The following is a 13,651-nucleotide window of genomic DNA, read 5'->3' as shown; positions in this document are numbered from 1 at the left end:
TAATCTCGCGGGAATTCTATTTTATTTCGCGGAACCGCTATAGCCGGCTTCCTTTGCCCTGGAAACCTAGACTCTTCTCTGGAGGAAGCAAGGGCTTTCTCGCGGGTTTCGAGAGGAATCTCGCCGGATTAACAATTTATTTCGCCGATTATGTAATTTATCTCGCGGGAATCCGGGATAATCTCGCGGGAATTCTATTTTATTTCGCGGAACCGCTATAGCCGGCTTCCTTTGCCCTGGAAACCTAGACTCTTCTCTGGAGGAAGCAAGGGCTTTCTCGCGGGTTTCGAGAGGAATCTCGCCGGATTAACAATTTATTTCGCCGATTATGTAATTTATCTCGCGGGAATCCGGGATAATCTCGCGGGAATTCTATTTTATTTCGCGGAACCGCTATAGCCGGCTTCCTTTGCCCTGGCAACCTAGACTCTTCTCTGGAGGAAGCAAGGGCTTTCTCGCGGCTTTCGAGAAGAATCTCACCGGATTAGCAATTTATTTCGCCGATTATGTAATTTTTCTCGCGGGAATTCTATTGTATTTCGCGAGAACATTAATCTGCAGCTTTACAACTAAATACACAGCTGTCTCTCTGAAAAAGGCTACTCGATCATGAAAAAGGCCGTTTTCTAAAAGATTATTGTTTTATAAATAGGTTTTTAAAAGCAAATCGTTGAAAACGAAGTTGATTGGAGCGGAAGGTGCGAGCTCCTCGAAAATGCTCTCGCATTTCCTTCGTGCGGTGTTGATTCTAGGAAGCTGATTCAACGTCCTGCGGGAGCAGCGGGACAGGTGAGACCCCACAGGCGCTGTGCGCCGAGGAGGCTCACCTCCCGCCCCGCGGAAAGCGAGCATCCTGGAGTGAAAATCAACTACTCCTTAAATAGCAACAAAGTATACGAAAACAGCCTAAAAAAAGACCTCCTCCCTTATAAAAAGGAAGAAGGTCTTTTGGTACGCCCTCGGCAGGAATCGAACCCACATCTCAAGAACCGGAATCTTACGTGCTATCCGTTGCACCACGAGGGCAAAGTAATAAATCTGGAGCGCTTGCTCTCCAACTGACGCTTTCATATTATATGACATGTTTTAGCTCTTTGCAAGTACAGAATATGTTTAAAATGGGCGATGTTGGGTAAGATGGATACGGAGTGATTATCATTTCCATGAAATATTGTCGAACGAATCGGGCACCACTACAGTGTGAATTGTTTGACCTTTATTGACCATGAGTGATATGATAACAATACATAAGTTTTTATGAATCAGCCTTTTTCGGCATGATGAACCTTTCAGATTAAAGGAGGAAGAAAAATGAATTTAATCCCTACAGTTATTGAACAAACAAATCGGGGCGAAAGAGCATACGACATCTACTCCCGCCTTTTAAAAGACCGTATCATTATGCTCGGCAGCGGAATTGACGACCATGTTGCAAACTCTATTGTAGCACAGCTGCTATTCCTTGAAGCAGAAAATCCTGAAAAGGATATATCTATTTACATTAACAGCCCTGGCGGCAGCATCACTGCTGGTATGGCGATTTATGATACAATGCAGTTCATTAAGCCAGATGTGCAGACAATCTGTATCGGTATGGCTGCATCCATGGGTGCCTTCCTTCTCGCTGCTGGAACAAAAGGCAAGCGTTATGCCCTTCCAAATGCAGAAGTTATGATCCATCAGCCACTTGGCGGAGCACAGGGCCAGGCAACGGAAATCGAGATTGCTGCAAAACGCATCTTGTTCCTTCGTGAAAAGCTTAACGGAATCTTATCTGAGCGCACTGGCCAGCCACTTGATGTCATCGCTAAGGATACAGACCGCGATAATTTCATGACTGCTGATAGAGCGAAAGAATACGGTTTGGTTGACCATATCATTACACGTAACCCTAACGAAGCAAAGAAAGATAGCCTATAATCGCCATTTGGCAAAAATTAAGGTCTGGCCGCATTGGCCAGACCTTTTTATTAGCTCTCTTTTTGAATAAATTGCGTCAGTGCTTCGAGTGCATCTGCTTCGTCATTTCCTTCCGCAATCACATTGATCAAAGCGCCAGAACCAACCGCAAGGCTCATTAGACCCATGATACTTTTTGCGTTTACCTTTTTTCCTTCTTTTTCAAGAAAAATATCAGATGAAAATCTGTTCGCTTCCTGAACGAATAAAGCTGCCGGCCGCGCTTGAAGACCTGTTTTCAATTTTACTTCCACTTGTTTTTCAACCATCACACAATTCCTCCTCTATATTTTATTACAAGCTTTACAAATCTTTTTTAAGTCTATTTTTTTGCAGAGAATTCCCCTGCTCTTAATTTATCGGCAATCTCATCAATTTTCCTTAAGCGATGGTTAATTCCCGACTTGCTGATTGCACTTCCCGAAACCATTTCACCGAGTTCCTTTAAGGTCACATCCTGGTACGTCACCCGGAGCTCCGCAATTTCCCTCAGCTTTTCAGGTAAAATATGAAGCCCGACCGTTTCGTTAATGAAACGGATGTTTTCAACTTGCCTTAATGCTGCTCCCACGGTTTTATTCAAATTGGCGGTTTCGCAGTTAACGAGACGGTTAACAGAGTTTCTCATATCCCTGACGATTCTCACATCCTCAAAACGGAGGAGCGCCAAATGCGCACCAATGATATTAAGGAATTCCGTGATTTTTTCAGCTTCCTTCAAGTACGTGATATACCCTTTTTTCCGTTCCAGTGTCTTACTGTTCAGGTCAAAAGTATTCATTAACTCGCATAAGGAATCATTGTGTTCCTTATAAAGTGAAAAAATCTCCAAATGATAGGATGAAGTCTCCGGATTATTGACGGAACCTCCGGCCAGAAATGCACCTCGTAAATAAGAGCGCTTACAACACTTCTTTTTCACCAATTCTTTGGAAATATCGTGGACGAAGGTAAATCCTTCACCAAGGATTTTCAAATCCTCCAAAATATTGCGCGCATCTTCATTTAACCGGACAATATAAACATTGTTCTTTTTCAAACGCATTTTTTTCCTGACAAGAAGCTCAACCTGAACACCATAGTTCTTTTTTATAAGTGTATAAATTCTTCTTGCGATCGCAGCATTCTCCGTTTGAATATCAACGACCAGCTTTCGATTTGAAAAAGAAAGCGAGCCGTTCATTCGGATCAGGGCTGAAAGTTCTGATTTACTGCAGCAAGGCTTCAACTCCAGGTTGGTCAGCTCTTTTTTCGTTTCCGAAGCGAAAGACATCCCTTCACCCCCTTATCTATAGACAAACGTTTGCATAATGGTATTACGCATTAAAACGTTTTTTGGTTTCATTTATTAGCAAAGAATATAAAATTTCTGCAACCTTTTTCGGATCATGCCTAATGGCGCTGTTATCCTGGATCGCGATATCTCCATGGACGACTTCAAGGCCAAGCTCATAAAGCTTCGGCATGTCATAAACAACCGGAATAGCAAGCTCTTCATTATAACGAAGCTGGATATCCTGAGGAACTTCCTCATTATTCACAAGGATGGTATCAATGAACGCACAATCCATATGATCATAGATGGCCTTGACGTGCTCACTCGCGGAATAACCATGCGTTTCGCCGGCCTGGGTCATCAAATTGCAGATATAAACCCTTTTTGCCTTCGATTTGCAGACTTCACTGCCAAGCCCGGGCACGAGCAGATTAGGTAGAATGCTTGTATATAAACTGCCAGGCCCAATAATAATCAAATCTGCCTGATTAATTGCCAGAAGAGTTTCAGGCAAAGGCCGGATTTTCTCTGGCGCCGTTAAAAATACTTTTTTTATTTTTTTCCCTGAGAAAGGAATTTTCGATTCACCAGAAACGACGGTCCCATCTTCCATTTCCGCGTGAAGCACGACGCTTTGATTAGCGGCAGGAAGCACTTTTCCGTTCACATTCAAAACCTTGCTCATTTCCTGAATCGCATGGACAAAATTGCCCGTAATCGATGTCATTGCGGCCAATATAAGATTCCCAAGCGAATGCCCCGATAACTCATTCGATGTCTTAAAACGATGCTGGAACATCTCCTCAATGAGAGGCTCCACATCAGATAAAGCAGCCAGCACATTTCGGATATCGCCTGGAGGCGGAATATGCAAATCATCCCGCAGCCTTCCTGAGCTGCCCCCGTCATCTGCCACGGTGACAATCGCCGTGATATCGACAGGGTACTTTTTCAGCCCTCTCAATAAAACTGGCAATCCTGTACCGCCGCCAATAATGACGATCCTTGGCTGTCCTTCTTTAGTCATTTTGTTTTTCCTTTCTTCTCTCAATGTCACGATGAGTAATGCAGGTATGGTAGTCAGTTTTGAAAAAGTTCCCTAAATACTCAGCGAGCGCAACAGAACGATGCTGGCCTCCTGTACATCCGATGGCAATGACCAGCTGGGCTTTTCCTTCCCGCTTATAATGGGGAAGCATGAAGCTGAGCAGCTCTGTTACCTTCTCAAGAAACTTTTGTGTTTCGCTCCACTTTAATACATAGCCTGAAACCTCTGCATCCAATCCTGTTTTTCGCCTCATATAGTCGATATAATGCGGATTTGGCAGGAAACGCACGTCAAAAACAAGATCCGCATCAATCGGAATGCCATGTTTAAATCCAAATGACATGACATTGACAGTAAAAGTTGTTTTATTATTTGTTGTAAATTCGCTTAATATTTTTTCGCGCAGCTCTTTTGGCTTCATTTGTGAAGTATTGTAAATGAGCTGAGCCCTTCCCTTCATTTCCTCGAGCAAGTCACGCTCCAATTTAATTCCTTCAAGTGGAAGGCCTGATGGAGCGAGAGGGTGCGACCGGCGTGTCTCTTTATACCTTCTGACCAGTGATGAGTCATCCGCATCAAGAAAAAGGATCTGCGGAGTCACCCAGGATGTTTCCGCTAAATCATCAAGGGCTTTAAAAAGGTGATCAAAAAATTCGCGCCCCCGCAAATCCATTACCAGTGCCACCTTATTCATTTTATTGCCAGATTCCTTCATAAGTTCTAAAAATTTCGGCAGCAATGTCGGCGGCAGATTATCTACACAGAAGAAGCCCAAATCCTCAAAGCTTTGAATCGCAACAGTCTTTCCTGCTCCAGACATCCCTGTTATAATCACCATTTGCATATCGCTGGCAGCACCGGTACTCATTTTTAATTCCCCCTAATAAGAAAAGCGCAAGGCGCCCGTTTTTCGGCTAATGACCAAGGTTGTTACGGCACTTGGTAACAACACTCGTGCCGATGGCGCCTGGAGCTAGACAATAATCTAGTATTAACTCGGGTCCAATCTATAGCTAAGTAATTCAAAATCCTTTGTATACGTAAATGTCCCGTAAATAATTCCCTTGCCATGAATCATATAATCGAGGATATGATAATCGCCTGCAGCCATTGGCAGTGTCTGGAGCTTATCTACCGGATGCCATTCAAGCTTCCCTTCCTCGCACTCCTCGACAAGCATACCATCCGAATCTGATGCCATGAACGTAAACATCATCCATTCGGAAATGATTTGGCTGTTTTCCTGCATGATAAACGTAAAGATCCCTTTTAATTGGGGATTCTTTAAATATATGCCTGTTTCTTCGCGGTATTCGCGGATACATGAATCGCGGACAGATTCTCCTGGCTCCATTTTACCGCCCGGGGCTACCCACCATCCACGCCGCGGTTTTTGAAGCAATAATAGTTGATTTTCCTTCAGCAAAACACAATTGGTGACTCGCTGCACATTATCCACCTCAACGTTCCTGACGCTATGTAATTCGCAGAAAACGCGAATATCGATTCTTTACATTATACTATTTTTAATATGCTGTCACAATGAACAGAAAAGTAATATTACGCAAAATTCAGCCGGAAAAATTTCTCTTTCATCACAAAGGGGATTGATATAAAAAAAGAACACAGGCTACTCACCTGTGTTTGAAAAGGATTATATTTTTTAAAAGGGGGTCAATTTCTAACTTTATTGTACCCTTTCATTATTTCACTACTGTTACAGGAGAATTAAAAGCGGATTACTTTTTTGTGAAAACTTTGTAAGCTTGTCTGTCAGAAACAGACAAATTTTACTGTTTCGCCTTCAGTTCTTCTATCAGTTCTTCAACAAAATGCTGTGCGCTTTGCGCAGCGATACTGCCATCGCCTGTCGCCGTAACGATTTGACGGAGCGTTTTTTCACGGATATCACCGGCAGCAAAAATACCAGGAACCTTTGTTTCCATCAGGTCATTTGTTTCGATATAGCCATTTTCATTTGTAATCCCAAGGCTTTCAAAAGGCTTAGAAAGTGGCACCATACCAATATAAATGAAGACACCGTCTGCCCTGAATTCTGTTTCTTCGCCGTTTTCAGTTGACACTAACGTCACACTTCCAACCTTGCCATCCTTATCCTTGATCTCTTTAATTGTGTGATTCCAGATGAAGTCAATCTTCTCATTGGCAAACGCTCGGTCCTGAAGGATTTTCTGTGCCCTCAGTTCATCGCGGCGGTGAACGATCGTTACTTTTGTTGCAAAGCGGGTGAGGTACACACCTTCTTCAACAGCAGAATCGCCGCCTCCAATGACCACAAGCTCTTTCCCTTTAAAAAATGCACCATCACAAACCGCGCAATACGATACACCACGGCCGCCAAGCTCTTTTTCCCCAGGAACACCGATTTTTTTATACTCGGCCCGGTCGAAATAATAATCGCACGTGCTTTATATTGTTTTGAACCGGCTACGATCGTTTTATATTCGCCATTGTCAATCACTTCTTTAATATCGCCGTAAGCATATTCTGCTCCGAATTTCTTAGCATGGTCGAACATTTTTGTTGATAGTTCAGGCCCTAAAATATGCTCATACCCAGGATAGTTCTCCACTTCCTCGGTATTGGCCATCTGCCCGCCCGGTATCCCCCGCTCTAACATGAGAGTAGACAGGTTCGCACGAGAGGTATATACAGCAGCTGTCATTCCGGCAGGTCCGGCACCAGCGATAATTACGTCATAAATTTTTTCTTCAGACATTTGACTCACTCCTTACTTTCCAGACAATCGGCATTTAATATTGTTTCCTATTACCTATATCCTATAAAAACAATGTTAAAGACGTCCAAATATTTGCTCACTGCAGAAAGGAATTCACCAATTTTACATATTTTCCTACTGTCGCAACAGAAACGCCATAACGTTCTGCGGCTTCCTTCTGCGGCATTTTTTCACCACGAAGCTTCATCCACACATATTCCATCGCTGCGGCCCATGCCGTTTTGTTCTGGAGCTCTGTTCCGGACTTTATCATTTCAGAGAAGACGGAAAACCACATTAAATATAATCCAGCTTCTACCGTTCCGACAGGATGATGATATTCGTACAGGATTTCAGCTGTCTCATGCGCGTCTCTCAACGAAGAATTCATTTTACGCTTGCCCGATTTGATAAACTGCAAATATTCCTTCTCCAGTGTTGAAAGTTTATCATTTCCAGTAAGCCTTTTAGAAGAAAGAATCGTCTCTTTTTTAGCTGAAACGGAAATTAGAAATAAGGCAAATAACCGTTCTTCCACATAATCACTTTCTATTTTTTGAAAAATAGATCCTACATGATCCTCAAAGCCATTAATCTGGATCCTGTCCTCATTCCACGGCTCGAAGCCTTCCTTTTCAGGGTTGATTTCAAGCACTTTTTCCCACATGGAGTGAGCAATTTTTTCGTGGCCAGTATGGTAAGCGGCATATGAGAGCCAATAGTAAAACGGTCCGTCTCCATCAAATCCTTGCTTATAAAGTTTTCGCAGCAGGCTATATGCAGGCTCATACTCGCCGACAAGCGCGAAGGTCGCCCCCAGTTTAAATTGATGCTCGGTTAAGATCGGATTGATTTTTTTTATCACAGATGTCAAATGCTCAACTGCTTCTGTTTGCTGTCGATAATGCGCGAACACAAGCAAATTGCATAGTGCATGCAGGTTGCCCTGATTCCGTTCCAGCACATCCATTAAAATCGATTCGGCTTTCTCGGTTTCACCGAGATAAAAATAGGCCAATGCCAGGTTGTTGTATGCAGACCAGTATTCAGGATACTCTTCCACTACTGAATTCAGCAATTCAATCGCTTTCGGAAAATAGCCCGACTCCAGCAAGTCCCGAGCCTGCTCCTGCTTGGCAATCAAATCGTCCTCTTCATACAGCTCATCATCCATATCTTCCGCTTCAAGCGTCAGCAATTCCATTAAATCTTCTGTATCCTCGGTAAAATCGCCATCCGGCTCAAGCTCCATATATAGCTTTGCGTGATGGTATGCATCTTTAAAAAAGCCCATATGAGCATAATTATTTGCTAAAAAATAATGGCATTCCACCATTTCTTCATCTAGTTCATCTAGGATGAGATGCAGAATCTGATTGGAATTTTCATATTCTCCAAGCTCCGTGCGGACAATCGCCAGCTGGCAGGCGATCATTGGTTCACCCGGCTCAAGCTGCAGAGCCCGCTGCAAATATTTTTTCGCTTTTATAAAATCACGTCGGTGGTATGCTTTTAACCCCTTTGTGAAATAATATTCCCCAGTAGGGATAAATGTAAGGATTTTCCCCTTTTGTTTTCTAGCTTTAGAGTCTTTACCCATGAAGTCCTCCATCTATCGGTAATAACTAGAGTAGTATAACACAGTTGCGGCTTGTACGAGAAGGAATTGAACGTTGGGAAATAGATAACCAAGGGGATTTCTCAAAGTTTACTAAATTATGGCTATAATTTCATAAAGAAAACTCGCCGATTGGCGAGCCGCTAAGGGCGAAGACAGAGGGGTAGTTGCCCTTATGCGTAATAAGAAGTATAAACTTGCAAAAGTTTATACTTTCTTATTAGCCATCCAAAACAAAAGCTGGCGCTCGGTGCAGCCAGCTTTTGCCTATTTATTATGTCTTTCGATAAGTACATCCAGAACATTGTTGAATGGGAGCTTTTGTTCGACTAGCAGCACCATCAGGTGGTACAGCAAATCAGCTGCTTCCCATTTCAGTTCTTCCGCATCACGGTTCTTCGCGGCGATAATGACCTCGGACGCTTCTTCCCCAACCTTTTTCAAAATTTTATCGACGCCCTTTTCAAATAGGTAGGTCGTATAGGCACCTTCAGGACGCTGGACTTCACGTTCCACGATAAGCTGCTCAAGCTTTGCTAAAATAGCATAGCTGTCTGCACCGACTGAACTCACTTTCTCTTGTCCTTCAAAAACAGATTCCGTAAAGCAGCTCACCGCTCCAGTATGGCATGCCGGTCCCTTTGGATTAACCAAAACAAGCAGGGCATCCTTGTCGCAGTCATATTTCATGCTGGTTACCGACTGGGTATTCCCACTTGTTGCCCCTTTATGCCATAGCTCCTGGCGGGAACGGCTGTAAAACCACGTTTCGCCCGTTTCAAGTGTTTTTCCGAGCGACTCACGGTTCATGTAGGCCAAGGTTAGAACTTCCTTTGTTTCGGCGTCCTGGACAATCGCTGGCACGAGGCCACTTGTATCAAATTTGATTTCTTCGATATTCATCTGACCGTCACTCCTCTTTCTCTCAGATAGCTTTTCACTTCATGAACGGAAGTCTCTTTATAATGAAAAATCGAAGCAGCGAGCGCCGCGTCAGCTTTCCCTTCGATAAAAGCTTCTTCAAAATGGGCCGAGTTTCCCGCCCCGCCTGAAGCAATAACAGGAATCGAGACAGCGTCACTGACAGCTCTCGTCAGGCTTAAATCGAATCCATTCTTTTCACCGTCACTGTCCATGCTTGTTAATAAAATTTCTCCTGCACCGCGCTTGGCGGCCTCAATTGCCCACTCGATCACTTTTTTATCAGTCGGCTTCCGTCCGCCATGCGTATAGACCCGCCATGTGCCCAGCTCTTCATCATATTTCGCATCAATCGCAACCACAATGCACTGTGCACCAAAAAAGTTCGATCCCTCGGATATGAGCTCAGGATTCAAAATAGCAGCAGTATTGAGCGATACTTTATCGGCACCTGCGCGAAGAATTCGTTTCATATCCTCAAGAGAATTGATTCCGCCTCCGACAGTAAAAGGAATCGCCAACTCAGATGCAACGGCTTTGACTACTTCAACCATCGTTTTCCTGCCTTCATTTGAGGCTGAAATATCAAGAAACACAAGCTCGTCGGCACCCTGTTTATCATAAAATCTCGCAAGCTCGACGGGATCACCCGCATCACGAAGCTGTACGAACTGAATCCCTTTTACTACCCTGCCCTCTTTTACATCCAGGCAGGGAATAATCCGTTTTGTCAACATTCCGGCACCTCCGGATTGTTTTTCAACATTACTCCGCCACCTCTTTCAATGCTTCTGCGAGGGTAAAACGGTTTTCATAAATGGCTTTCCCGACAATCGCGCCGCTGACTCCCTTTGACGCTGCAGCCTTTATAGCGCTCAGGTCTTCAAGCTGGCTGACTCCTCCAGATGCGATCACGCTTTTTCCGGTCACCTCAGCCATTTCACAAACTGCCGCAAGATTAGGCCTGACAACGTTCCATCCGTTGCAATATCTGTAAAAATAAATGTCTCCGCACCGGCATCCGCAAACCGCTTTCCTAATTCGACCGCCTTAACTTCCGAGGTATCAAGCCAGCCATGTGTCGCGACATAGCCATTTTTCGCATCGATTCCAACTGCAATTTTCCGTCCATACTTACGGATCATTTCAATCGCAAACTCGGGATCGGAAACCGCGATGCTTCCAATAATCACTCGTTCAATTCCATTCTCCAAATAGTGAAGGATATCTTCCTCCGAACGAATTCCGCCGCCGATCTGAATTTTCACACCAAGCTCCTTGGCAGCCTGAATAACAAATCGATCATTTACTCTCTTGCCATCCTTTGCGCCGTCAAGATCGACCATGTGAATCCATTCAGCACCTTCAGAAGCAAATTGCTGTGCCATCTCAAATGGAGAATCACCGTACACTGTCTCCTTGCTATAATCACCCTGCAGAAGGCGTACACATTTTCCGCCCCGCATATCAATTGCCGGATAAATCGTTATACTCATTGAACTGCCTTCCTTTCCTCCGCAAGCAGCAGAAAATTTTTCAATAATTCCATGCCGAGCCTGCTGCTTTTTTCAGGATGAAATTGCATGCCGAAGAGATTATCCTTTCCGACAATCGCTGCCACTTCCTCGTTATAACTTGACTTGGCAATCAGCACATTAGAAGCTGCCGCATCGACAAAATACGAATGGACGAAATAAACGTAGTCCTCTTCAACATCTTTAATGATCGGCGAATCTTTTACAAATTCAAGGCGGTTCCAGCCCATATGCGGAACTTTATAGGAGGATCCATCCTTCACACCAGAAAAGCGCTGTACCCTTCCTGTCAATAAAGCGATGCCTTTGCCGGACCATTTTCTTCGCTTTCTTCAAAAAGAAGCTGCATGCCAAGGCAGATTCCGAGCAAAGGCTTCCCTGTTGCCGCGAAATCCCGGATCATATCGGAGAGCCCTTCCTCATTTAAGCGTTCCATCGCATCACGGAAGGATCCGACACCAGGAAGAAGCAAAGCATCGGCCGACATTAATTCCTTTTTATCCCCGGATAAAAAATACTCGGCCCCTAATCGTTCAAGCGCCTTGCTGACACTGAACAGGTTGCCCATCCCATAATCAACAATCCCGATCATTTATAACAATCCTTTCGTGGATGGGACCCCTTTAATACGTGGATCAATTGTCGTGGCTTCATCAAGCGCACGTGCAAGCGCCTTAAAAATAGCCTCAATGATGTGGTGCGTATTTTTACCATAATGGACGATCACATGGAGATTCATCCTTGCCTCCAGCGCCAGCTTCCATAAGAACTCATGAACAAGCTCCGTATCAAAAGTCCCTACCTTCTGTGACGGGAATTCCGCTCTTATTTCCAGATGCGGACGGTTGCTTAAGTCGACGACGACCTGGGCAAGTGCCTCATCCATCGGCACGAAGGAATTACCATAGCGTTTGATCCCTTTTTTGTCACCAAGCGCTTCACGCAATGCCTGTCCCAAACAAATACCAATATCCTCGGTTGTATGGTGGTCGTCGACCTCCGTATCGCCTTTCGCATCAATTGTTAAATTAAACTGGCCATGCTTCGTGAATAAATCAAGCATATGCGTCATAAAAGGAACCCCTGTTTCCAGATTGGATTGCCCTTCCCCATCAATCGAAAGCTCCAGCCTAATTTGCGTCTCATTCGTTCTCCGATCCACACTCGCACTTCTTTCCATATCTGTTCCCCCCTATTGTGGTGCCCGGCACCTTCTTCCAGCCTATTTTCATATATATCCAGACGCCCATCATCACCCAATTATTTTCCAGGTGACAGGCACCTTCCATTTATTTCATACGTGTTTCTATTGCCCTTGCATGGGCTTCGAGACCTTCCATTCGTGCAAATTCTGCAATCTTTGGTCCATTTTCACGAAGTGCCTTTTGGCTATAAATAATAACGCTCGATTTCTTTTGAAAATCGTCGACATTCAAAGGGCTCGAAAAGCGCGCAGTCCCATTTGTCGGCAGGACGTGATTGCGCCGGCAAAATAATCACCGACAGGCTCTGAACTATACCTGCCAATGAAGATAGCGCCGGCATGGCGGATTTTCCCGAGAAGCTCCATCGCATTTTCCGTGATGACCTCCAGATGCTCTGGCGCAACGATATTCACCGTTTCAACTGCCTCATCCATGCTCGCGGCTACATAGATCGCCCCGTAATCCCGAATAGACGCAGCTGCGATCTCTTTTCGCGGGAGAACCTCCAGCTGCTTTTCCACTTCAATAGCAACGTCTTCAGCCAAACGTGCTGAGGTCGTAACTAGGATGCTGCACGCCCTTGCGTCATGCTCAGCCTGCGAGAGCAAATCGGCAGCCACTTCTTCGGCAATCGCCGTCTCATCTGCCAAAATGGCAATCTCACTCGGACCGGCTATCATATCAATGTCCACGTCACCGTAAACTTCCCGTTTCGCAAGCGCTACGAAAATATTGCCAGGGCCAGTAATTTTATCAACCTGTCCAATTGTTTCTGTACCATACGCAAGCGCCGCTATCGCCTGGGCGCCGCCAATCTTGTATATCTCCACTACTCCGGCTTCCTTTGCTGCCACCAAAACCGCAGCTGGAAGCTTACCATTTTCATCAGGAGGCGAAACCATCACAATCCTTTGCACGCCGGCCACCTGTGCCGGAATTACGTTCATTAATACCGACGAAGGGTAGGCGCGGTTCCGCCAGGTACATAAACGCCAACCGAATCAAGCGCAGTAATCTTTTGACCCAGTACCGTACCATTTTCCTCTGTCGTCATCCATGATGGGCGCAGCTGTTTTTCATGAAAGGAGCGGATATTTGCGGCGGCCTCACGAACGATCGAAATAAAGTCCTCATCTACCATTCCATATGCTTCATCGATTTCCGCCTGCTCAACTTTAAATGAATCCAGTGCAACGCGGTCAAATCTTTCTGTATATTCCCGTAATGCTGCATCGCCTCTCTGGCGCACATCGCGAATGATTTTTTTCACTGCATCCTGCTGCTCATCCGTGCCGGCATCGATGGATCTTTTTAAGGAAGTAAGATCATTAACCTGTAAAATTTTCACG

The 13,651-nt window shown here is 44.7% G+C and carries 10 protein-coding genes, 1 tRNA gene and 4 pseudogenes; 1 reads left to right on the top strand and 14 read right to left on the bottom strand.

Annotation, left to right across the window (positions count from 1 at the left end):
* Positions 1–954: 954 nt before the first annotated feature.
* A tRNA-Arg gene (locus RCG23_RS15290) sits at positions 955–1,026 on the bottom strand.
* Positions 1,027–1,311: 285 nt separating this feature from the next.
* On the opposite strand from RCG23_RS15290, the gene clpP reads away from it, so the two are divergent.
* The gene (gene clpP, locus RCG23_RS15285; RefSeq protein WP_308176420.1) at positions 1,312–1,920 is read left to right on the top strand and encodes an ATP-dependent Clp endopeptidase proteolytic subunit ClpP; all 609 of its coding nucleotides are present in this window, start codon (positions 1,312–1,314) and stop codon (positions 1,918–1,920) included.
* A gap of 50 nt (positions 1,921–1,970) precedes the next feature.
* Here the strand turns inward: clpP and RCG23_RS15280 are convergent, their stop codons facing one another.
* The 13 genes and pseudogenes from RCG23_RS15280 to hisD form a co-directional block, all read right to left on the bottom strand.
* On the bottom strand, positions 1,971–2,228 hold the full coding sequence (locus RCG23_RS15280) for an HPr family phosphocarrier protein (protein ID WP_308176419.1): 258 nt from the start codon (positions 2,226–2,228) through the stop codon (positions 1,971–1,973).
* 53 nt (positions 2,229–2,281) lie between these two features.
* A complete protein-coding gene (gene whiA, locus RCG23_RS15275) occupies positions 2,282–3,232 on the bottom strand; it encodes a DNA-binding protein WhiA (RefSeq protein WP_308176418.1) in 951 nt (316 codons plus the stop codon).
* Between the two features lie 43 nt (positions 3,233–3,275).
* On the bottom strand, positions 3,276–4,262 hold the full coding sequence (locus tag RCG23_RS15270) for a gluconeogenesis factor YvcK family protein (protein ID WP_308176417.1): 987 nt from the start codon (positions 4,260–4,262) through the stop codon (positions 3,276–3,278).
* A complete protein-coding gene (gene rapZ / locus RCG23_RS15265) occupies positions 4,255–5,151 on the bottom strand; it encodes an RNase adapter RapZ (protein ID WP_308176416.1) in 897 nt (298 codons plus the stop codon). Before rapZ ends, RCG23_RS15270 begins: the two co-directional genes overlap by 8 nt.
* Before the next feature lie 123 nt (positions 5,152–5,274).
* The gene (locus RCG23_RS15260) at positions 5,275–5,733 is read right to left on the bottom strand and encodes an NUDIX hydrolase (protein WP_308176415.1); all 459 of its coding nucleotides are present in this window, start codon (positions 5,731–5,733) and stop codon (positions 5,275–5,277) included.
* Positions 5,734–6,073: 340 nt separating this feature from the next.
* A pseudogene (gene trxB, locus RCG23_RS15255) lies at positions 6,074–7,023 on the bottom strand (thioredoxin-disulfide reductase).
* Between the two features lie 97 nt (positions 7,024–7,120).
* Complete coding sequence (locus RCG23_RS15250) at positions 7,121–8,623, bottom strand: tetratricopeptide repeat protein (RefSeq protein WP_308176414.1); 1,503 nt, start codon at positions 8,621–8,623, stop codon at positions 7,121–7,123.
* Positions 8,624–8,908: 285 nt separating this feature from the next.
* A complete protein-coding gene (hisIE, locus tag RCG23_RS15245; RefSeq protein WP_308176413.1) occupies positions 8,909–9,544 on the bottom strand; it encodes a bifunctional phosphoribosyl-AMP cyclohydrolase/phosphoribosyl-ATP diphosphatase HisIE in 636 nt (211 codons plus the stop codon).
* Positions 9,541–10,299 (bottom strand): imidazole glycerol phosphate synthase subunit HisF, encoded by a 759-nt coding sequence (gene hisF, locus RCG23_RS15240; protein WP_308176412.1) that lies wholly within the window; start codon positions 10,297–10,299, stop codon positions 9,541–9,543. The genes hisIE and hisF overlap by 4 nt, the downstream gene beginning before the upstream one ends.
* Before the next feature lie 28 nt (positions 10,300–10,327).
* A pseudogene (gene hisA / locus RCG23_RS15235) lies at positions 10,328–11,058 on the bottom strand (1-(5-phosphoribosyl)-5-[(5-phosphoribosylamino)methylideneamino]imidazole-4-carboxamide isomerase).
* A pseudogene (hisH, locus tag RCG23_RS15230) lies at positions 11,055–11,689 on the bottom strand (imidazole glycerol phosphate synthase subunit HisH). The pseudogenes hisA and hisH overlap by 4 nt, the downstream one beginning before the upstream one ends.
* Positions 11,690–12,277, bottom strand: a complete 588-nt coding sequence (gene hisB, locus RCG23_RS15225) for an imidazoleglycerol-phosphate dehydratase HisB (protein WP_308176411.1) — start codon at positions 12,275–12,277, stop codon at positions 11,690–11,692.
* Positions 12,278–12,386: 109 nt separating this feature from the next.
* Positions 12,387–13,650, bottom strand: a pseudogene (gene hisD / locus RCG23_RS15220) (histidinol dehydrogenase).
* Between the last annotated feature and the right edge of the window lies 1 nt (position 13,651).

It is taken from the genome of Neobacillus sp. PS3-34, assembly GCF_030915465.1.
Lineage (GTDB): Bacteria > Bacillota > Bacilli > Bacillales > Cytobacillaceae > Neobacillus_A.
This window is presented reverse-complemented; position numbering and strand designations above follow the sequence as displayed.